The 22,205-nt window shown below is 42.4% G+C and carries 21 protein-coding genes; 9 read left to right on the forward strand and 12 right to left on the reverse strand.

All coding sequences use genetic code 11. The annotated features are described in order from the left end of the window. Positions 1-34: 34 nt before the first annotated feature. The 3 genes from F9817_RS14970 to F9817_RS14980 form a co-directional block, all read right to left on the reverse strand. Entirely contained in the window at positions 35-1,039 is a 1,005-nt protein-coding gene (locus F9817_RS14970; protein ID WP_161156960.1) for an ArsJ-associated glyceraldehyde-3-phosphate dehydrogenase, read from the reverse strand. Positions 1,040-1,048: 9 nt separating this feature from the next. Further along, entirely contained in the window at positions 1,049-1,384 is a 336-nt protein-coding gene (locus tag F9817_RS14975; RefSeq protein WP_161156962.1) for a metalloregulator ArsR/SmtB family transcription factor, read from the reverse strand. 157 nt (positions 1,385-1,541) lie between these two features. Next, a complete protein-coding gene (locus tag F9817_RS14980; RefSeq protein ID WP_161156964.1) occupies positions 1,542-2,768 on the reverse strand; it encodes an EAL and HDOD domain-containing protein in 1,227 nt (408 codons plus the stop codon). Between the two features lie 273 nt (positions 2,769-3,041). Here F9817_RS14980 and F9817_RS14985 point away from each other — a divergent pair, with 273 nt between their 5' ends. Together F9817_RS14985 and F9817_RS14990 are read left to right on the forward strand one after the other, a co-directional pair. Continuing rightward, positions 3,042-4,037: an alpha/beta fold hydrolase gene (locus F9817_RS14985; RefSeq protein ID WP_161156966.1), complete on the forward strand. Its 996-nt coding sequence runs from the start codon at positions 3,042-3,044 to the stop codon at positions 4,035-4,037. Between the two features lie 120 nt (positions 4,038-4,157). Then, on the forward strand, positions 4,158-4,985 hold the full coding sequence (locus tag F9817_RS14990; protein WP_161156968.1) for a Cof-type HAD-IIB family hydrolase: 828 nt from the start codon (positions 4,158-4,160) through the stop codon (positions 4,983-4,985). 48 nt (positions 4,986-5,033) lie between these two features. Here F9817_RS14990 and F9817_RS14995 read toward each other — a convergent pair whose 3' ends face one another. Further along, positions 5,034-5,486 carry an EVE domain-containing protein gene (locus F9817_RS14995; protein ID WP_161156970.1) on the reverse strand — a complete coding sequence of 151 codons (453 nt, stop codon included), beginning with the start codon at positions 5,484-5,486 and terminating at the stop codon, positions 5,034-5,036. A gap of 41 nt (positions 5,487-5,527) precedes the next feature. Between F9817_RS14995 and F9817_RS15000 the strand changes: the two genes are divergently transcribed. Together F9817_RS15000 and F9817_RS15005 are read left to right on the forward strand one after the other, a co-directional pair. Then, positions 5,528-7,021: a hypothetical protein gene (locus F9817_RS15000; RefSeq protein WP_161156972.1), complete on the forward strand. Its 1,494-nt coding sequence runs from the start codon at positions 5,528-5,530 to the stop codon at positions 7,019-7,021. Continuing rightward, positions 7,018-7,620 carry a tRNA-uridine aminocarboxypropyltransferase gene (locus F9817_RS15005; RefSeq protein ID WP_161156974.1) on the forward strand — a complete coding sequence of 201 codons (603 nt, stop codon included), beginning with the start codon at positions 7,018-7,020 and terminating at the stop codon, positions 7,618-7,620. Before F9817_RS15000 ends, F9817_RS15005 begins: the two co-directional genes overlap by 4 nt. 5 nt (positions 7,621-7,625) lie before the next feature. Here the strand turns inward: F9817_RS15005 and F9817_RS15010 are convergent, their stop codons facing one another. Genes F9817_RS15010 through lptM form a run of 7 tightly spaced genes read right to left on the reverse strand, consistent with a single transcriptional unit; the run spans position 7,626 to position 14,765 of the window. Next, a complete protein-coding gene (locus F9817_RS15010) occupies positions 7,626-10,121 on the reverse strand; it encodes a bifunctional diguanylate cyclase/phosphodiesterase (protein ID WP_161156976.1) in 2,496 nt (831 codons plus the stop codon). A 57-nt stretch (positions 10,122-10,178) separates the two neighbouring features. After that, complete coding sequence (yigB, locus tag F9817_RS15015) at positions 10,179-10,898, reverse strand: 5-amino-6-(5-phospho-D-ribitylamino)uracil phosphatase YigB (protein WP_161156978.1); 720 nt, start codon at positions 10,896-10,898, stop codon at positions 10,179-10,181. A 2-nt stretch (positions 10,899-10,900) separates the two neighbouring features. Next, entirely contained in the window at positions 10,901-11,839 is a 939-nt protein-coding gene (gene xerC, locus F9817_RS15020; RefSeq protein ID WP_161156980.1) for a tyrosine recombinase XerC, read from the reverse strand. Beyond that, the gene (locus tag F9817_RS15025; protein ID WP_161156982.1) at positions 11,808-12,512 is read right to left on the reverse strand and encodes a DUF484 family protein; all 705 of its coding nucleotides are present in this window, start codon (positions 12,510-12,512) and stop codon (positions 11,808-11,810) included. Before F9817_RS15025 ends, xerC begins: the two co-directional genes overlap by 32 nt. A 12-nt stretch (positions 12,513-12,524) precedes the next feature. Further along, positions 12,525-13,355: a diaminopimelate epimerase gene (dapF, locus tag F9817_RS15030; protein ID WP_161156984.1), complete on the reverse strand. Its 831-nt coding sequence runs from the start codon at positions 13,353-13,355 to the stop codon at positions 12,525-12,527. Between the two features lie 10 nt (positions 13,356-13,365). After that, the gene (gene lysA, locus F9817_RS15035) at positions 13,366-14,619 is read right to left on the reverse strand and encodes a diaminopimelate decarboxylase (protein WP_161156986.1); all 1,254 of its coding nucleotides are present in this window, start codon (positions 14,617-14,619) and stop codon (positions 13,366-13,368) included. Positions 14,620-14,648: 29 nt separating this feature from the next. Then, positions 14,649-14,765 (reverse strand): LPS translocon maturation chaperone LptM, encoded by a 117-nt coding sequence (gene lptM, locus F9817_RS24540; protein ID WP_408063536.1) that lies wholly within the window; start codon positions 14,763-14,765, stop codon positions 14,649-14,651. A gap of 75 nt (positions 14,766-14,840) precedes the next feature. On the opposite strand from lptM, the gene cyaY reads away from it, so the two are divergent. Further along, entirely contained in the window at positions 14,841-15,158 is a 318-nt protein-coding gene (gene cyaY / locus F9817_RS15045) for an iron donor protein CyaY (protein ID WP_161156989.1), read from the forward strand. A 54-nt stretch (positions 15,159-15,212) separates the two neighbouring features. On the opposite strand, the gene F9817_RS15050 is transcribed toward cyaY, so the two are convergent. Then, positions 15,213-17,741 (reverse strand): class I adenylate cyclase, encoded by a 2,529-nt coding sequence (locus F9817_RS15050; RefSeq protein ID WP_161156990.1) that lies wholly within the window; start codon positions 17,739-17,741, stop codon positions 15,213-15,215. 413 nt (positions 17,742-18,154) lie between these two features. On the opposite strand from F9817_RS15050, the gene hemC reads away from it, so the two are divergent. From hemC to F9817_RS15070, 4 genes are read left to right on the forward strand one after another with little or no spacing between them, the layout of a single operon-like run. Then, positions 18,155-19,093 carry a hydroxymethylbilane synthase gene (gene hemC / locus F9817_RS15055; RefSeq protein ID WP_161156991.1) on the forward strand — a complete coding sequence of 313 codons (939 nt, stop codon included), beginning with the start codon at positions 18,155-18,157 and terminating at the stop codon, positions 19,091-19,093. Beyond that, positions 19,094-19,825 carry a uroporphyrinogen-III synthase gene (locus F9817_RS15060; RefSeq protein ID WP_161156992.1) on the forward strand — a complete coding sequence of 244 codons (732 nt, stop codon included), beginning with the start codon at positions 19,094-19,096 and terminating at the stop codon, positions 19,823-19,825. It abuts the gene before it with no gap. Positions 19,826-19,842: 17 nt separating this feature from the next. Next, positions 19,843-21,003 carry a uroporphyrinogen-III C-methyltransferase gene (locus F9817_RS15065; protein WP_161156993.1) on the forward strand — a complete coding sequence of 387 codons (1,161 nt, stop codon included), beginning with the start codon at positions 19,843-19,845 and terminating at the stop codon, positions 21,001-21,003. Then, on the forward strand, positions 21,000-22,178 hold the full coding sequence (locus tag F9817_RS15070) for a heme biosynthesis protein HemY (RefSeq protein ID WP_161156994.1): 1,179 nt from the start codon (positions 21,000-21,002) through the stop codon (positions 22,176-22,178). The genes F9817_RS15065 and F9817_RS15070 overlap by 4 nt, the downstream gene beginning before the upstream one ends. Positions 22,179-22,205 lie beyond the last annotated feature (27 nt).

Consider the following 22,205-nt stretch of genomic DNA (forward strand, 5'->3'; position numbering starts at 1 on the left):
AAGGATCATCATGTTCCTAAAGCTCAAAAAGCTCTTAATTAGCCATACCAACCAAACGAACCAGCTCAGAAGTTCGTGTCGCATACCCCATTTCATTGTCATACCAAGCATAGATTTTTACCATGCGGGTACCCACTACCATGGTCGACAATGCATCAACAACTGTTGAACGTTGATCGCCACGATAATCAATTGAGACGAGCGGTTTAGTTTCAAACCCAAGAATACCTTTTAGCTCTCCTTGAGAGGCTTGTTGGAGTAATTGGTTTACTTCTTTGGCACTCGTGTCTTTCTGTACATCAAAGACAATATCGGTAAGTGACGCATTCGCCAAAGGAACGCGAACTGCATGGCCATTAATTTTTCCCTCCAATTCTGGAAAGATTTCAATAATGGCTTTCGCGCTGCCAGTCGTCGTTGGAATCAGACTCATGCCACATGCTCTAGCCCGGCGCAGGTCTTTATGAGGAGCATCAAGTATGGTTTGCGTATTAGTCAGGTCATGAATCGTCGTAAAAGACGCCTGTTCAATACCTAATTTTTCATGAATGACTTTTACAATTGGGGCAATGCAATTTGTAGTACATGATGCGGCTGTCACGATGCGGTGAATTGCAGGGTCAAAAATATGGTGATTCACTCCTACCACGATATTCGCCACTTGTTCATCTTTAACCGGTGCCGAAACAACCACCCGTTTTACACCTTGCTTCAAATACAGATTCAGACAATCCATATTGCGGTGAACACCTGTAGACTCAATCACCACATCACAATCTGACCAATCTACAGCACTGATCTCGCGTTCTTGCGTCACGGCTAGTTGATGCCCATCAATCCAAAGTGAATCGAGATTTGCAGTCACCTCGTGATGCCAACGGCCTTGAATAGAGTCAAATTCTAAGAGATGCGCCAACGTTTCTGAGTCACCCGCAGCATCGTTCACCCTGATAAAGTCTAATTCTGGCCAATCAAATGCCGCTCTTAACGCCAAACGACCGATTCGACCAAATCCGTTAATTCCAACTTTTATCGCCATTTTCTTCCCCTAAGAGCAGCACGGACGCTTGATTTCATCTAAACGTTTCCGGTCTTTAATATATTGATTTTTCAAACAATCAGATTCAGACAAACCAGCAATAATCGCCATTAACCAACCAGGTAAATCGGATGCAATTCTGTAGTACACCCATTGCCCTTGTCGTTCATCTGCCAAAATGCCACTTTGGCGCATTAACGCTAAGTGACGAGAAACCTTAGGTTGGTTTTCATTAAGTGCTTCTGTCAGTTCACATACACATACACTCTGCTGAGCAGCAATTAACAAAAGACAACGCAGGCGAGTTTCATCGGCCAGTAATTTAAAAAATTGGTGTGGCAGCATAGTTCTGACCTCATATTCACATATCCATATATGCTAATTGATAATAGTCTGAAGTCGATAGCTAGACCGCGACTGTCATAAAAAATTCATTGATGTAAAAATAAGGGAGAGGTAATAGAAAGGGCGTTTAAGACACCTGCAACACAGGTGTCGGGCATTAAACTAAACGGTGGATATCTTGGCTCCACTTTAATGCTTCGGTCAATTCATGCGTCACAGTGTCGACTTTGATACCGAGCTTTTGACATAACAGACTGATTTGTTGCCAATTGGCCTGTTCATAACATTCTTCAATGTCTAATAAAGCACCAATGGCTCCTTTTCGGTCAACCAAAGCACTTTTAATTTCATCCGTCAGAGGCAGCTCTTCAATTAACTCATTGAGTGGTGCATCTAATAACGCATCAAGTACCGAGAACAAACCAATGAGAAAAGCATGATCCTGATGTTGTTGAAATTGGCGATAACGAGACATTAAGTGACAAAACTGAGCGCGTTGTAACGCTAAGCTATAGAGTTCCTTGGGTTTTTGTAGAGAGATGTAAGACGCAACCGCGAGTGAAACGAAAATACGTAAACGGTCTTGCCCTAAATACACTAATGCCTGACGAAAAGACGAAATAGGGACAGCTAACCGATCCGACATCGAGTTCACAAAGCGCAATAGCTTATAGGAGAGCGCTACATCCTGTGCCACGATCTCTTCTACTCGTTTAAAATTGACGTCTTCTCGACAGACCTCTTTAAACAACTGCATAGTAATGACATGCTCAGGGCTGATGTATTTACGCTTAATCATCTCCGGTTTACTAAAAAAGAAACCTTGGAAAAACTTAAAACCAGCGCTTCTTGCTTGTTCAAACTCTTCTTTGGTCTCAACTTTTTCAGCTAAAAACTTTCGCTTACTCCCATTACCGCCCCGGGTTCTTACAAATTCGCACGCAGCATCCATTCCAAGCGCTCGAACATCCAATTTAACGATATGGATAAAAGGTAAAAAACGTTCCCACTCTGGCCCATAAACAAAATCGTCTAATGCGATCAAATACCCTTTTAAATACAGTTCTCTAATCGCTTCCAATAATTCATCGGTAGGCTCACATGTTTCTAAAACTTCAACAACAATCTGTTCCTTAGGCAAAATAAGCGGTAGACGTTGAATCAAGCTGTTATATGGAAAATTAATAAAACACCGGGAGCGAGAAATCGCGGGGTTACGTCCCATAGAGAGGAAATTTTCAATAATTAAACGATAAGTCGCTCGATCCGAATCCATATATTCTGGAAATGCGTTGGTTTCACCATCACGAAATAACAGCTCATAGCCTAGCGTATGTTTTTTGGCGTTAAGGATGGGCTGGCGCGCAACATAAGTGGTATACATGTCACCTCAAATAGCTTTTAAGCTTTACAATGCAAATGATAATGAAAGCTCTGGGCGAACTTATCTCTTATTGATGAGCCTCTATACTAGCGATTGTTATCCCTACCTCCAAGGGGGTAATAGCAAAGTTTTACAAAATTCATTTACTTAGATAAATGAAATACATCGATTTTAATGACATTACCATCTTTGTATTAATAACATGTTCTTACAATTGCTTTTCTTCCCCAGTTGCTTATCCTAAGGTTAATTGCGGTTATGCTGGATCAATACATGACATCGAGTAATGCTCTCTCCTACACCCTCACTCAAGAATCTGAGTTTTTGCAAAAAATGCAATCTGAAGTCACTCAGCTATGGAGCACCAGAAATGACGGTTTCTATCGCTCAGCCGATAAAACGAAAATTTATTGGTGTAGTCTGACGAATAAAAATCATGACAAAGCTATTGTAATGGTTAATGGTCGCATTGAGTCGGTGTGGAAATACCAAGAGTTATTCTTCGATTTATATCAGCTTGGATACGATATTTACTCTTTTGACCATCGAGGTCAAGGTAGCTCACAACGCCTAATTGAAAATCCAGAAATGGGGCATGTGGGGGAATTTAATGATTACATCAATGATCTCGCATCCCTCATCAAGTTGTTTGCTTTAGAACATTACCAGCAACGGTTTCTGCTCGGGCATTCAATGGGGGGAGCCATTGCAACGCGCTATCTACAAACACACCCAGAGAACCCATTTCAAGCCATGGCATTAACTGCGCCTATGTTTGGTGTTCATATTCCATGGCAATTGCGCCCAATTGCCATTCCTCTTACACAAATTATGACCGCGACCTCAGTACAGCCCAAATATGCTCCTGGCTTTTCTGGTTACTATCCAAGACCATTTGAAACCAACCCGCTGACTCACAGTAAAGTACGATATCAATGGTTTAGAGAGTTATATGAAGATAAACCAGAGCTTAAGCTTGGTGGTCCAAGTACCCGCTGGGTTTGGCAAGGTTTAATGGCAGCCAAACAATGCCTGCAATTAACCCGCCAAATTAAAATACCAACACTCGTCGTTCAAGCAGAGCTCGATTCAATTGTGGATAATAAAGCACAAACTCGCTTCGTGACGAAACTGGCTAAAACCAACCCAGACACTCAGTTAGAAGTTATTCATGGTGCTCGCCATGAACTGATGTTCGAAAGTGATGAATATCGCAATCAGGTATTAACCACGATTTTAGATTTTTTACATCGACAGGCAGATGAATAGAGGAAACACCTTCGTTAAACCTTTACCCCATTTTATTGCCTATATGCAGTACACTATGACTCAATTTTTATTTATATTGCTGTGGTCAGTCTAGGCCACACCTTTCACTATGAGGGTTATATGACCACAGAACACCACTCGCCACAGTATAGAATTGTTGCTTCAGACTTAGATGGCACCCTACTCACCCCTAATCATCAACTTAGCACCGAAACGAAACAAACACTTAAAACGCTTCACGACCAAGGCTTTACTTTTGTTTTTGCAACGGGTCGTCATCATGTTGATGTGTCAGGGATCCGCGAGATAGCTGGCATTCCTGCTTTTATGATCACATCAAATGGTGCTCGTGTTCACAACGAAAACAACCAGCTTCTGCTGAGCAAAAATGTGCCTGAAGAGCTTGTCCAATCGATAGTCGACATACTTAAAGACGATCCTACGATCTATGTTCATATCTATCGTAATGATGAGTGGTATCTCAGCCACGATGACGAAGAAATTGCGGCTTACCACAATGAATCTGGTTTTAACTTTATCCCTTTTGACTCTAACCAAGCACCTACCGATGGTGTAGCAAAAGTCTTCTTTACGAGTATTCATAAAGACCATGAGCACCTTGCTAAGTATGAAGAACAAATTAACAAAAAATTTGGCGATAAGTTAAGCGTCGCATTTTCTTCACCGTGGTGCCTAGAAGTTATGGGTGCAGGAGTATCAAAAGGCGAAGCCTTAAAGATCATTGCTGAATCGTTAAATCTTAGCCTTGAGAACTGCATCGCTTTTGGCGATGGCATGAATGATGTAGAAATGCTGACGATGGCTGGTAAAGGTTTAGTCATGGGCACAGCCCACCCTAAAGTACATCAAGCATTACCACAAATTGAACGTATCGGTAGCAGCGCAGATGATGCGGTTGCTAAATACTTAGAAGATAACTTACTGTAATAAAATCCAAAACAGCAAGCTTATCGCTTGCTGTTTTCTATCATCACATTACTCTTGTTTTAAAATCAATTGCCATTCTTGTTCAGACACAGGCATCACCGATAAACGGCTTCCTTTTTTTACTAAAGGTAACTGTTCTAATCCTGCCAATGATTTTAGCTCGGCTAAAGTAATCACTCGTTTTAATTTACGCTCAAACTGCACATCAACCATAAACCAACGTGGATTTTCCGGTGTTGATTTAACATCAAAATAATCGCTATTAAGATCCCAAGAAAAATGGTCAGGATAAGACTCTTTTATCACTGTAGCGATCCCTGCGACCCCAACCTCTTTGCAAGATGAGTGATAAATAAACACTTTATCCCCTTCTTTCACCTCATCACGAAGAAAGTTTCTCGCTTGATAATTGCGAACTCCTTCCCAGCATGACACTTGTTGTGTCCGGAGTGTGTCAATAGAGAATGTATCTGGTTCTGTTTTAAATAACCAATATGCCATAATAAATCCGTAGCTAATGGAGTAACGAGGGAAGGTATAACATGAAGGCGTTAAGAAACCTAGTCATCACCTTGGGCAGCTTAGGACTGGCTGCTTGTTCATCAATGACCACCACACCGCAGCCAAAGCTTGCTACATTAGAAGACCCAGCTTCAATACAACCACAGCCGTTTATTTTAAGAGGTTCGGTTGTGGCAGGTTCAGGTGTACAAACCATCACGCCATGTGGTAGCCAACAACAATTTCGTTTGCAGATTCCAAAGTCACTTCAGCAAAGCGTTGAATCAGTAGAAAAAGCACCTTATGAACCTGTTTATGGTGAACTGGTAGGATATTTACTGCCACCAAGTCAGACTGGTTACAACGGCGACTATGCCGCTCGGTTCGTGGTGACTCAAATTAATACCCTTAATGGCAAAGAACCTAATCGCTGCAAATTTTACCCATTATCTACCCGATCTTTTGGTGCAACTCCAGAGACTTGGTCATTGCAATTTACCCAGCCCGGCCTCGTACTTCATTCAGCCTCAGGACAGCAACAGACCTTCACCATAAAAGAGTTAAAAACCTCAGCCAACACACGCCACTACACGTTAGATAAAGGTGATCTGCGTTTGACCGCTGAACGTTGTGAAAATAAAAATGCGGGTGCTGTATACGGTTGGCATGCCGAGCTAAAAGTAGCAGATAAAAATTATTTAGGTTGTGCCGTCTTAGGTAACTCCGACGCCAGTTTAGAGTGGGCAGGAGTCTACTACGCAAGCTCAACTCAAAACCAAGGGTTTACCGTAAGTATGCTACTTGGAGACGATCACACCGCAGTAACACGCTATAGCTACAGTAATGGCGATCCGGATGTGGTTGAGAAGGGATTCTGGCAAGTATTAAATACTGAGCAAAGCCAAGTCATCATGACTCGTCATCAACAACAATATTTAGTTACGCAACGAATTTTTGGCCACGATGAAAGCACTCTAATTGCCAAAAAAGAGAAAGTGGGTAATACCATTTACCCGATTGCTAACGGTGGGCTCGTTTTGTATAAAGATTATCATGACTCATTTGGGCTTGAACAAAAACCACAGAGTAAACGTCTGTACTCTTCTTCAGGTAAATATGAGGAGCGAGTTGACCAAACTCTACGTGAATATCAAGCCACACATCGATTCTCATTAGAAGGCCACCACTATCGTTGGCTCACTTATGACCTCAATGGTGATGACAATCCTGAATTGGTAGTAAAAACAGATATCTGTGAACACAACAGCTGTACAATGTTGCTGTTTAGTAACGTCAATCACCAATGGAAATTCAATAGCAAATTTTCCGCCATGTCACCAATTCAAGTCAGCCATATGTCTAACCACGGTTGGCGCAATTTACTCGTTATCGAGGAAGGCTCGAAACAATGGCAACAATTACAGATGAAGTCTGGACATTATCAACTTGATAAGTCACCTCTTGCAACGGTACCCTCTCCGGATGTCACCTTATTTTCAGACGACGATACCGTTAATTCAGGAGCAAAACTATGAGTGAAGGCTGTGCTAACTGCGGTCTGCAACATCAGTGCATTTGTGATGTTATTCCTCACTGCAACAGCACACTCCATTTATCCTTACTGATGCACGAAAACGAGCTAGAGCGAGAGACAAATACAGGACAATGGCTATTAAAGTCACTGCCTTTTTGTGAGCAATATGTATGGCAACGCACTGAACCAAATAAAGAATTAGTGATGAAGCTTAATCAAACTGAACTCTACTCAATGGTCGTGTATCCTGATGAGGAAAGTATTCCTGTCGAGGAAGCATTAATATTCTGTCAACAGCACAACAAAACCCCACATTTTATTGTGTTAGATGGGACATGGCAGGAAGCCAAAAAGATGAAGCGTAAGAGCCCATGGTTACAAAATATCGCTTGTGTTTCTTTGCCTACTCAAACATTGACCTCACACTATCAGCTACGACGTAATCAAAAACCCGGCAATTTATGCACGTTAGAGGTCGCAGCTTTATTGATGCGTTTACAAGATGAAGATAACAATGCCGACGCTTTAGAATCTTTTTTACACCATTACTCTCTGGTGCTTAAAGCAGATAAAAGTGGCCACGCTTGGCAAGGAAACTAAAATTCTCAAACTAGCCGCGCAGGCTTTCCTAAATAGAATCCTTGCAAATAATCGACACCAATATCTTCACATATTCGACACACTTGCTCGTTATGAACAAATTCTGCCACGGTTTGAGCATCTAACACGTGACAAAGCTTCACTAACTGCTCGGTAATTTTACGCTGCTTAGGATCACTGTCTATGGTTCTAATAAGGCTGCCATCAAGCTTAATGATTTGCGGTTCAAGTTTAACGATTTCATCAATATTGGAATAACCAGAGCCAAAATCATCCACAACAATTTTCGCCCCGAGTGAACGAAAATGATCACACACTTCAATCATGCGCCCGTAATCTTTAATTTGCTCAGTCTCGAGCACTTCCAAACCAAATCGCCCAGGAGCATTCAAGCTTCTCACCATATTTTCTAAATGGGCAAGTGTGTGGTCACTCATTAAATCTTGCGGTGAAAGATTGATCGAAAAAGAATCGTCCCTTTCTCGCATAAATTCACCAATGCGAGAGATCAATTGATGGCTAAGTCGGGTATATAAATGGGTACCCGCGATGACAGGTAAAAAACGCCCCGGTAAAATAATTTCGCCTTTCTCTTCCAAGCGAACTAAACACTCTTGAGAAACCTTCTTATGGGTGCCCGCTTCAAATATCGGCTGACTATATATCAGCACATTATTATCAAGAACAGCTCGGCTGACATAAGATAGCCATTTTAGTTGCTCACGACGCACTTCATCTTGTCCGACTAAAGAAAGTGCATTACAAAAATGAAGATTATTTTTGTAGGCATAACGCCGAGCTTCAATAGAACGTAACAATAGATCATCCGCCGTTTGGCCGGGAAAATCACGACGACTCACTAACCCTGCACATAACGAGATAGACAAGTAATCCATCTCAGGTAAGCCATAGGGTTCAAAATTGACATGCTCGAGTTCATCCACAAAACAATCAAATTCTTTTTGAATCAGCTCTGAGTCTTTATGGCTAGAAAAGGTCGCAGCCCACTCGCCTACGCCAATCGCATACAACTTACATTCCACACTGATATTTTGATTGATGTGTAATTGAAAATGAACACTCAAATCTAATAACAGCTTGTCGCCAACTTTATAACCATATTTTTCGTTGATTTGACTGAAGTTAGTCACTTTCAAAGTGAGTAAGTGCTCATGATCACGAATACCACTTAAATGCTCTTGCAATACAGAGCGGTTCGGTAATGCGGTTCGAGTATCAATCCGATAACTGGCTGTCAGCAATGATGCCTGACGCTGTATTTTTTGCTCTAAACCTTTATTGAGCATATCGATATCGGAAAAGGCATTCCGAATTAAACTGAACAGCGGAGCGGTGACTCCTCGACTTGGGGCAGATAAGAATTGTTTGTCACTGTGAGGCTGCACATCACCTTCTCGTAAAGCCAAGTACGTCATACTATGGTGCATCACTCGCTGATGAGAGCCATCATGCCAAAACTCCCCCATACAATAACATCCACAAATATTAGTGACACCTTGCAGAGGTTGTAGCTCTTTATTGTGTTCAATAAAACGCAGACGGGTAATGCAATTATACACAAAGATTTTTTCGGGAGTTTGTTCATTCAGCCGATGAGCACCCATTTTCACCTGTTCCAATGTCAAAGACGGATGGTCAAAACAAAACCTAACTTCATCGCCAATCATCAATCGATTACTAAATTGGATTGCCCCATCACGAAAAACTTGCGGAATGTATACGTCTTGGTCTTCTTTTCCTTCTTTTACTAGAGGAAAGCTTTTTAACAGTTGGCAATCTAACTGTTCACCGTAATTGAGGTAATAACGGTATAAGTCTTCAATTGGTTTATTATCAATGCCTGAAACAAAGTTACCGTCTGCTTTCGTTACTCGAAACGAACGCCCAATAGGATTCCATTGCTTATAGCCACCCACTTCAAAAAACAGCGTTTTATCCGTGAGAGCAATCGCGACAATGGCATTTTGATAACATTGATTGCCGAATAACACCCATTGGCCGTATTCAGTAGGCACCGATGTCCCCCCCGTAATAGGGACAACTTTTTCCCGCTGATCAAAAACCTTAAACCGTTCATAGCTCTCATTATTCATTCGATCAGCAAAGCTGATAATACATTTTGAATCATCCGTTAGTTCGAGCTGATTCATCAGATCATAACCATCTCTAACAGGGTCTCGACCATACAATACTTTCGCACTGGTTAAAGTCGTCTGCTGCAGTTGACTAATGGATACTAACGTCTGATTACTAAAGATATCGCCATGATGGATCACCTGAGTGGTACTCATACCGATGAGATGTGCACGAGGGAAAACGGCAAGAATGATGTTTGCCATCGACTGCACAATGTTGGGACTTTGACTTGAGAATAGCTGAACAAGAACCTCGCAATCGGCCGCGATAGATATCTCTTTCAAAGCTTTATGCAGTTCACGATGAGTTGCATCGGACTCAATAACAAATGAAGTTGTCAGCATCTTTCTATCCGTCTCAGCGTCGATGGCTTAAATCCGTTAAGGCTAATTAGCTGAACATTAATTAACTAGCAGCAATAACGACTCCAAACGGTGAATTTCTAAATCAGGTAACAAACGTAAACGCGTGGTATCAAACGCAGATTGCGATTGGTCATTAAACCAACATGCCTGCAATCCATTTTGTTTTGCCCCAACGACATCCGTTACTGGATGATCACCAACATGTAAAATAGATGACCTGGGCACATTCAGTATGCCTTGAGCTTTATCGAATAAATCTTGATGGGGCTTGGCAAAACCATCAGGCCCAGCTCGTAATACAGCCTTAAAATAGTGACTTATCCCAATCTTATCTGCACTAACATTACCATTGGTTATCGCAACTAAGGGGATTTTTTGCGCTAATGCTTGCATCACTCGATGTGTTTCATGTGGAACATCGATTAAATTTCGCCAATGATTAACTTGCACCATAACCTGTTCCGCCGCATCAACTGCTTGAGATTCACTATAGCCAAGTACAATCAGGCCTTGCTTAATTTGAGTGAAGCGCCACAAAGAAACATCATTTTTTAACCACGGATTATCAGCCGCTAACTGGAGTTTTAGCTTCCCCCACCATTGTTCATCTTGCGTTGCCGCCACGGGGTGATATTCGTATAACCAGGCCCGAACTTCTTGGTCTAACCGACGTATTACTGGACGGTTATCGTAAAGCGTGTCATCTAAATCAAAGGTCATAGCCTTTATTGGTGACAGATTACGATAGATGAACATGGCTACTCCTTCGGTTTCTTGTGCTTATGTGCTCGCGGGTGTGCTTGATCGTATGCTTGCGCTAAATGTTGAAAATCGAGGTGTGTATAAATTTGCGTTGTAGAAATATTTTCGTGCCCTAATAATTCTTGCACAGCACGCAGATTATTGCTGGATTCAAGCATGTGAGTTGCAAATGAGTGGCGCAATTTATGTGGGCTAATGTGGCTTGCTACGGCTTGCTTTTGTCCCCATTCCGCCATGCGTTTTTGTACATTACGGTGTGAAATACGCACACCTAACTTAGAGACAAATAAGGCTTTCTCATCGGGGTGCGCAAAACCATTGCGTAGTTTCAACCACTTAGATACCCATTCTTTAGCCTCACCCGAGAATGGGGCGATGCGCTCCTTATCCCCTTTACCTACAACACGAATTTCTTCTGCGCCAAAATTAAGATCTTTGACATTGATAGATACCATTTCAGCTAAACGTAACCCAGCACCGTACATAAGCTCCATCATGGCCCGATCGCGAATAGATAAAGGGTCGTCTTCATTGACTTCAAGAAGCTGACTCACCTCATCCACATCAAGATTCTTAGGTAGAGGGCGCTTTTTACGTGGCGCTGAGACCCCTTTTGCTGGGTTCGCCGTTAATTCACCACGAAGAATTAAAAAATCAAAAAAGCTGCGCAATGATGACAAACGAGTCGCTAAGCTACTCGCCTTCATACCATCACGCATTCCTTTACTGGCTAGTTGCCTCACCCATGCAGCATCAACTTGAGACCAGCTATTCACACCGAGGTCACACAGATGATGCCCCATGGTTTCAAGTTGTTGCTTGTAATTACGTTGTGTATGTAAACTCAGGCCCTTCTCACTCCTCAAATACTCATAAAATCGATTAAGAGGAGCTTGCAACGCGTTAGGCAGAGGGTTGACTAAATCGTTCTTCATCGGCCAATTGCCAAGGTAATGTATCTATTAAATGTGACACCACAAGAGCTAAATGGCGCAAGAATAAGGTATCCATATGAGGCTGAAAATGTCCTCCATCAGCACTAGAAAACGCCAAGACACCTTGAGGCTGACCTTTAGTTAATGGCAACACGACAAATGAACCTAGCTCTGGTGCAATAACATGCTCGCCAAGCAATCGCTGGCAATCGCTTTTTCGTAAACGCCCAAGATAAGCATCTTTACCATTAAAGTGGTTAGTCGCAAAGCGCTGCCAGTTATCCCGGCTAATATGCAAAGGTTCATAACGATGATCGAGCAAACGTAGATAGGCAGTTAGCCCTAACTCTTGCGCTTTTTCTTTTATCGCGGCAACCACTTCACACAAAGCTTCACAATTAAGAAGTTGCTCTTGTAACTCCATAAACTCATGAAAGGTTTTATCGTTGTTTGCCGCTAACGACATTAAGGCCGTAATTTCTTCTTCTAATTCTTCAATACGCTGACGCTGACGAGACATCTGTACATGGACAAGCGATACCGCTCCCATTTGCTGATGAGGAAGTGCTAAATGGTCTATTAGCTCCGGTTTATCTTTAAAGAAATCCGGGTTATCGCGTAAATATTCTTCGACTACTTGCGCCGTCAGCGCATCCGCTTGAGGTTGAGACAAAATTGCTCCTCATTAACAAGAAAGTTGGCCATCAAAAACATGCACGGCAGGACCTGTCATAAACAGGGGTTTACCCGGACCTTTCCATTTAATGACGAGGGAACCGCCAGGCAGATGAACTGTAACTTGCTCATCAAGGATTCCTTGCACAATACCAACAGCAACCGCTGCACAGGCACCGCTACCACAAGCTTGTGTTTCACCAGCACCGCGTTCATAAACACGCAAATTGATTTCAGAGCGGTCAACAATATCCATAAAACCGGCATTAACACGTTCAGGGAAACGTTCATGAGATTCAAGCAACGGCCCTAGCGTCTCAACAGCCGCAGTCACGACATCATCCACAACGGTCACGACGTGTGGGTTGCCCATACTGACAGCGCCACAGAATAACGTTTGTTCCGCAACCCGCATAATGTATGTTTTTTCCGACTGTTTCGCTCTAAACGGTATTTTGGTTGGCTCAAATTCTGGCACACCCATGTTAACCGTAATTTGATCATCATTTTCTACGTGTAGAACCATTTTGCCTTTTTTCGTACTCACATTAATGCTGAACTTATTGGTCAACCCTTTCATACGAACAAAGCGCGCAAAACAACGAGCACCATTACCACACTGCTCTACTTCACTACCATCAGCATTAAAGATGCGGTAGTGAAAATCGGTTTCTGGATCATAGGGAGCTTCAACCACCAATAGTTGGTCAAACCCCACTCCAGTATGTCGATCCGCCAAACGACGGATCAATTCAGGAGAAAAAAAGACGTTTTGGGTAATGCAGTCCACAACCATGAAATCATTACCCAATCCGTGCATTTTAGAAAAATGAAAATGCATATCGTGTCATTTACTCCGGCAAAATGCTCTCTAGTTCCCACAAACTAGATAATTCTTCACGCTGACGAACTAAGTGTGACTTATCGCCATCCACCATTACTTCGGCCGCACGAACACGGGTGTTATAGTTTGAAGCCATGACGAAACCATAAGCACCAGCCGAACGAACTGCAAGTAAATCACCAGACTCTAAAACCAAAGAGCGATCTTTACCTAGGAAGTCACCCGTTTCACAAATTGGCCCAACCAAATCATACTCTTTTGCCTCTCCTTCACGTGGAGATACAGGTACGATATCTTGCCATGCTTGGTAAAGTACGGGACGAATTAAATCGTTCATTGCCGCATCAATAATGGCAAAGTTTTTATGCTCTGTGTGTTTAAGGAATTCAACTTTAGTCAGCAATACGCCAGCATTTGCAGAAATCGCACGCCCTGGTTCGAAGATTAATTCGAGATGCTGGTGATTCTCCAAACGAGATAACAGCGCTTTCGCGTATTCAGATGGTTGAGGCGGTAATTCATCACGATAAACCACACCCAAGCCACCACCGACATCCAAATGTTTAATCTGGATGCCTTGAGCAACCAAGTTATCAATCAGAGCTAACAAACGGTCAGTCGCATCAATAAATGGTTCAATCGCCGTTAATTGTGAACCGATATGGCAATCAATCCCTTTCACTTCAAGGTTTTCAAGACTTTGAGCTAATTGATACACCTCAGGAGCACGTTCAAATGCGATACCAAATTTATTATCACGCAACCCTGTCGAAATATAAGGGTGAGTTTTAGCATCGACATCTGGGTTGATACGTAGTGAAATCGGTGCAATCACACCCATTTCTGCCGCAACCTTGTTCAAACGTTCAAGCTCAGGCTCGGATTCAACATTAAAACATTTAATCTTGAGCGACAGTGCTCGCTTCATTTCTGCTTCAGTTTTACCGACACCAGAAAAAACAACTTTAGCAGGATCACCGCCGGCAGCGATAACACGTTCCAGTTCACCACCAGATACGATATCAAAACCTGAACCAAGTCGAGCTAATGCGTTAAGTACGCCAATATTAGAATTGGCTTTCACTGCATAACACACCAAATGTGGGTGCTCACCTACCGATTTATCAAACGCATGCCAATGACGTTCTAAAGTAGCGCGCGAGTAAACATACAACGGCGTACCATATTGCTCAGCCAATTGAGTCAACGAAACGTTTTCAGCCCAAAGTTGGCCATCATCCTGATAATTGAAGTAATCCAAATTTTTTTCCTTTCTCTATAGTATTGAATTTACTGTGTTTGTGAGTTCTGCTGAGAGTCATCCGGCATATAAAGTGGGCCAGTTTGGCCACAGCCAGCCAATACCAGTGTGGATAACAAAAACAGCGCGGTGATGGTCTTTTTCATTTTGCAATTCGTGATTATTTCATCAATGCCCCCTATAATCGCACCACAGTCAGGAAAAGCAATAGGATAGACAAGATGAATGAAACTGAATTTCATCAACTGGTAGATGCTCAACTAGAAACCCTAGAAGAAATGATAGATAACTCAGGGGCTGATATCGATTACGAAAGCGTAGGAAATGTGCTTACATTGGAGTTTGAAGATCGCAGTCAAGTCATCATCAACCGCCAAGAACCAATGAAAGAGATCTGGCTTGCATCAAGGGCTGGCGGCTTTCATTTCCGCTACGATGGAAATAATTGGCTATGCACAAAAACAGGCATTGAGTTTATCACCATGGTAAAAACCGAATGCGAAAAGCATGCTGGTGAACATATTGAGTGGGAAGATTAACCAAAAAAAAAAGAGCATTAAATTGCTCTTTTTTTATTTATATATTATGAATTTCTATGCACTTACCGCTTTAATTGGCTTGGAATAAACCGCTGAGTCATTCCGATATGGCACCACATAAGAATCACCCTCCTCTGGGTGAACTATCTGGTAATACTGTGGCAAGTTAAAGTTAATAAACTTAGCGGCAATATTGTCATCATCTTTTACCGACGTGTAGAACCCGTTCACAGCAGCAATCATTTCGTCTTTTTCACCACTGAATTGATGATAAACTTCAACACGATTGACTTCATCTAACACATAGATATTGAATCCCTTATCGGTATCTTCAAAAAAGAATTGCACTAACCCTTCACTTGCGAACCCATCCACAACATCCGGTAAATGAAAATCGTCTTCTTTATCTAACATCAATAAAGGTGAACCACTGAGCTTACTACTAGAAATACTGCTATAAAAATCGACAGAGTTTTCCAGTTTTTGTACGGAGACACCGCGACGCTCAAAGAACAGACCATACATCTGTTTGCCGATACGCAATGCTTTGAAACGGCGACGTTGCTCTTGTTCCATTGGCTTCAAACGCAGATCAATACACTCTGCCAGTAATTGATAAACTAAATTACGCATTACACCGCGAAAATTCTTACTGTAGCAAAATACATCGACTGACTCGGGTGGCAACGCATCCTGATGCATCTTTCCTAACGTTGTTTTTAGCGCATCAATCATCGCAGTCTCACCACGAAAATGCAGTGTACGCACTTCTTGCCATGAGTTGCGATAAACCAAATCGACACTGCCAATCAAACTTTGAGGATCTTCACCGAAGCTCAAAATATCAACATGTTTAAGGTCGACTTTTAAGGCTTTATTTTGTAAATCCGCCGTAGGGTCTTTTTCAAAGTTAATAAACATCGCCAATTGGCTAATTTCACATGGACTCGCCAGAGCTTGCATTGTCGGGCGACGTTTATTAAGAGAAAAGGTGTTACGTAAGTCGCTAACCATCTGATAGAACTTATCAATATCTAGATGAGCATCTTTAATCACAGAATGTAAGCGAGTCGATTCAGTAATCAAACCATTAAAAAAAGCCCAAGCCACCAGCTTACTTAAATATTCATTTTGTTCTAAGCAGCGCTGACCAATCATGCGCTTAGCCACTAAAGGCTGCTTATAAAGATACCACCCCGGTTTATTGGCGCATCCAGGTAAAACCTCAATAAAAGAGAGGTCGGGCTCATGTAAATCTGGGGAAATCTGAGGATTTAACAGCGTAACCTTGCCTGGTAACACTTCAAATGCCGCATAAAGCTTACGAGCTAAAATTGAAATATCTTGCGGGCTGATTGCAGAAGTAATGTCATTGCGTCGAGCAAATTGAATCAAATTACGATAGCTTTGCATCAAAGCATCCAGCAATGCATGGTGCATCACTTTAACTTCTTCTACTTTCCAGTGACGGCGATTATCAAGGTGCTGAATCACATCCAAAGGCCATTGCCATTGTGCCGTCAATTCTTGCAATACGGCTCTGCGCCATGGTAATGACCCGACGCCAGGCTCACGAGACAGCTTTTCATGGGTTTTCAGATAGAAGCAGCGTCTTACTAACTCTAATCGTGACGTATCACCTATACGCTCCAAGTAACGGGTTACTTTTTCGAGCATTAAATAATACGCATCCATACTGTACAAATCGGGTTCGTGAGTAAAAAAACGCCGTTTTGTATCCACACTCAGTAATTGAGTGTGTGGGTACTCCCACGAATACGCTTCCAACAAAATCGCTTTCAATACCGATTTATAAGGTGAGTCGATACTTTTATACAATTGCCACAAATTCGCCCCAAAATATTCTTGGGCAGGAATTCCGGTCAATTTACCGAAATCAATCCATTCATCTCGATCAAGGTATCCGTGACGGACCAACTCATTAACGTAATCGTCGTAGCACTCTTCCATTTCTGGAGGAACCATATGCCAAAGCAGACGTTTACCCGCAAGACGCATAGCTGAACGATAAAACTCATCAAGTAACAGAAGGTGCTGTGAAGACCCACAGTTTTCCCCTGTCATTGCATCCGATTGATCATGACGAAAACGCTCTTCATCCATAATGAAGAAATTCGCTTCTACGCCCTGACCTTTCGCCCATTCAGTAATCAATAAACATTTATTACTTAAATTTTCACGTAACTCACACGACATATCAGCCGACACACACACCCAGATATCCAAATCACTGGAAATGCTTTGGCCAATAGATGAAGTGCTACCCATAGTGTATAGGGCAAGAATATCGCAATTGAGAACGGGGTCTAGAGGAGTGTCGGCGGTCAGATGTAGGTCTTGAACGAACTGTTGCTGTGTCTCATTAAAATCAAATTGATAAATGCCACAAGGAACCTGCGCATCAAAATACCCGGGAATCTGCGGATGATTGTAATGCAGCAAAAGCGGAATAAGATGAAAAACACGCTGACTCTGCAAATTCATAAGCGCCAGCGCACGTTCTGTTCGTTGCTGGTTCAGCTTATCTACTCGTTGAATTAAAGTCGTTGTGTAAGACCGCAAGGTAATATCCTGATTGGTACATCAAACAAAGCATACATCGTTCATAAAACGAACAAACGCGCCAATAAAACGTGATCAATTTAACACTTTAATCAATCACGGTAAAGCTATGTTGAGCGAAGTTATACCAAAGGGCTATCACTAATTTAGTAGTCGTTTAAGTCCATTAGTCACGACGCTGATCGGTTATCCCGTCAAGCTGCCTTAAGATACCTAACCCAGCCTTATGAGCCAACATCTAAAAGACACTTGGATATAATATAGTGCATATTTCAAACGAGATACAAATCACATTATTTTGTTTGTTGCAAACAAACCACCTCTTGAAAATGGACAGCTAAAATCTAGTAGTGAGTTTTTGGTCGATGAAATGGTAGGATTAGAGTAATTTTCTCTAGATTTATGGATAACTCATGACACGCACGACCCCAATTCGAATTGCAACCCGAAAAAGTCCACTCGCTTTATGGCAAGCTAATTTTGTCAAAGACGCATTAGAAGCCGCTCACGAAGGATTAGAAGTTGAGTTGGTCACAATGGTGACTCGTGGTGATGTTATTCTCGATACTCCACTAGCAAAAGTTGGTGGCAAAGGGTTATTCGTAAAAGAGTTAGAACTTGCAATGCTAGAAGGCACCGCTGATCTTGCGGTTCACTCCATGAAAGATGTCCCTGTTGAGTTCCCTGAAGGATTAGGATTGGTCACCATTTGTGAGCGTGCAGATCCACGTGATGCATTCGTTTCTAATACCTACAATAACGTAGATGAACTACCACAAGGCGCAACAGTGGGTACATGTAGTTTACGTCGCCAATGCCAATTAAAAGAAGCGCGCCCAGATCTTATTATCAAAGAACTTCGCGGTAACGTGGGCACTCGTTTAGGCAAATTAGATGCTGGCGAATACGATGCCATCATTCTTGCAACAGCCGGGCTACAACGTCTGGAGTTAGATGAACGAATTCGTAGTTTTATCGAACCAGAACAATCATTACCTGCCGTTGGTCAAGGCGCTGTAGGTATTGAATGTCGTTTAGATGATATGGAGTTGCGAGCACTACTTGCCCCGTTAAATCATGCTGAAACGGCAGACCGTGTGACTTGTGAGCGTGCAATGAATATTACCCTTGAAGGTGGTTGCCAAGTACCTATTGGTAGCTACTCAGAAATCCAAGGAGATGAACTTTGGTTACGAGCTTTAGTTGGTGAACCAGATGGCTCTAAGATTGTTCGAGGAGAAATTCGTGGTCAACGCCAAGATGCTGAAAAAATGGGAATTACTTTAGCTAACCAATTATTAGAGCAAGGCGCTAAAGATATCCTCACCAAGCTTTATACTGAGCACGAGTAAATGAACACCGTATTGGTGACTCGCCCAGAACCAGCGGGCAAGGAGCTGTGTAAGCAGCTCCAACAACAAGGCATACAAGCTCTCTATCATCCATTAATAGATATAGAAGAAGGGCCCGACCTTTCCTCACTGCCTCAAGCTCTAGAACGAAGCCATATTGTTATTGCAGTGAGCCAATTCGCGGTTGAATACAGTCACCAATACCTCATTCAGAATAAGCTAAGTTGGCCTAGCCACTGTCAATACCTTGCCGTCGGTCAAAAAACAGCGAGCAGCTTAAGCAAAGCAAGTGGACACAAAGTACACTACCCAGAGATTAGCGATAGTGAACACTTGCTCCAATTATCTCAATTGCAACATGCTGAAAAATGCCAAGTTTTGATTTTGCGCGGTAACGGCGGACGCGAAGTGATTTACGATACCTTGACGCAACACGGTGCCATTGTCAGTTATAAAGAGGTATATAGGCGAACAGATCGCCCTTTTGATAGTCATAAGGCCGTGGCTGCTTGGCGTGATGCCAAAGTAAATACTTTGGTGATAACCAGTGGTCAACAACTGCAGTTTTTTGTTTCACAAGTTAATCGAGATGACCAAAATTGGTTATGGCAGCAACGTTTATTAGTGCCTAGTGAACGTATTGCAACACAAGCCCGAAGTATGGGGTTTATAGACGTCATCTCAACCGGAAGTGCTCATAATTCAGATTTAGTGGCGGCTCTACAGCCCTAACCGACAGGACTCTAGCAATGACAAGTAACAACAATAATCCGCAAAAAGAACCTGAAAATCAGCAGGAGGTGACCCCTTCTTCGACTGAGTCATCTTCACCGTCATATTCTGCTGCGACTACTTCTGCAGCCAAGAAAGAACCGACGAACAACGCCAGTGGTCGTCGTTTAGGAATCATAGCGATTGCCATTTCGATTGTCATCGGTGGCAGCCTGTTTGCTTACACACAATATCAGCAACACCAATATCAAAATCGTATCGACCACTTACAGGCAAAGTTGTTTGAAACCCAGCAAACCTTAAAAGCTCAGTTAGACAAAGGCCAACAGTCATTAGATGACACGGAGAATCTACTCAAAACCAAAACCGACACCGCGTTAAAGCAGCAACAAAAAAGTATTGAAAGCCTACAAATGGCCGTCGCGGATGTAAAAGGTCGTCGCCCTAATGATTGGTTATTAGCCGAAGCTGATTATTTAGTAAAAATGGCTGGCCGCAAACTCTACCTTGAGCACGACCCAGAAACTGCAACCCAGTTAATGGAAAGTGCAGACCAGCGTATCGCATCACTAAATGATCCAAGTTTGGTTAATTTACGCCAAGCAATGGCAGATGATATTACGACCTTACATGGTATTCCGTTAATCGATAAAGATGGCTTAGTTTTACGTTTAAATAGCTTAGAACAGAAAATCGATCAGCTACCGCTAGCGAACGCTATTCTTCCAGATGCGCAAGAAGAGAAACACGATGTGGTATCTGAAAATATTAACGATTGGCAACATAATTTGCTGACATCACTTAAAGACTTTGCGGGTAATTTCATTACATTCCGAAGCCGAGATGGAAATGTGGTACCTCTGCTATCACCGAAACAAGACTTCTACTTAAGAGAAAATCTGAAAGCGAAACTAGAAACTGCGATTCGTGCCGTTTATGACCGTCAACAAGAAGTATTCACTAACTCACTCGAAACGGCCAATACATGGACGCAATCCTTTTTTAACTCAGATAATAAACAAGTCCAAAACTTCAGGGCAACAGTAGCTGAGCTTGCTAAACAAAAAGTCACTGTCAAATACCCAACGACTCTTTCGTCTCAAGCGCAACTTTCCGACATTATTCGTGAGCGCCTACGTAGAGAAGTCACCTCAATGACAGGAGAAGATAAGCAATGATTAAAGCCATTCTTCTGTTCATTATTTTGGGCGCTGGATTGTTCGTCGGGACTGAATATTCTGGCCAGCAAGGTTATGTCCTGATTTCAATAGCTCACAAAACGATTGAAATGAGTGTCACAACATTAGTGATTGTATTTATAGCACTGTTAGCGATTATTTTCGTCTTTGAGTATGTCGTTAAAAAGCTTTTAAGCACAACATTTAATACTTGGAACTGGTTTAGTGTGCGAAAAATGCGCCGCTCTCGTCGCCTCACCAATGAAGGGATTATTAAATTATTAGAAGGTGACTATAAGCAAGCGGAGAAAAAAGTCATACGTTGGGCAAAACACCATGACAACCCATTACTTTGCTATCTTATCGCTGCAGAAGCGGCTGAAAACATTGGCGATCGTAAAAAGCGCGACCGTTATCTTGCGCTCGCCAGTGAGCAAAATGCCTCGACTCTCGCCGTAGCATTGACTCGAGCTCGCCAACTGTTTAACGAAGGTGAATTGGAACAATCAATGAATGTTTTGCAGTCATTACAAGCAGATCATCCAAACAATGTCATCCTGTTAAATCTTCTCAAACGTATTTACGCTCAACTTGGCAAGTGGCAGTCTTTAGTCGAATTACTCCCTAAACTACACCGCTATACCAACCTACCAGAGCAAGAAGAACAGCAGTTGACTGTTCAGGCTCACCAAGGCTTGATAGCACAAGTAGCAACTCGCCATAATATGGTTGAAGACCTTTGGGATCATTGGGGGCAAATACCTCGAAAAGCTCAAAAAGAGCCTGCCATTGCGGTTTGCATGGCGAAGCATATATTGGAAATTAACAATGGCCAACCTGCCTTTGATTTCATGACCAAACAGCTCAAGAAGGCACCAAACTCTGAGCTTTATATTTTGCTAGCAGACCTCGATGAGGCCCATATCAAACCAGCATTAACTCTGTTGTTAAAGCAATTAGGTCGTGACGATAATAATGCGGAAGCTCATAGTGCTGCTGCTCGTTTATATAGTAAGCAACAAAAATGGTCAGAAGCTCAACACCATCTAGAACGGGCGTTATCTTTACGCTCTAGCGTGTCCGATTACGCATTACTTGCTCAGGTGCTAGAAAAACAAAACAAGGGACAAGCGGCTAAAGAGGTCGCAAATAAGGCATTATCTTTATTACCTTAACGTGTTCTGCAACAACAAAAAAACCAG

Source organism: Vibrio eleionomae, from assembly GCF_009874545.1.
GTDB lineage: Bacteria > Pseudomonadota > Gammaproteobacteria > Enterobacterales > Vibrionaceae > Vibrio > Vibrio nitrifigilis.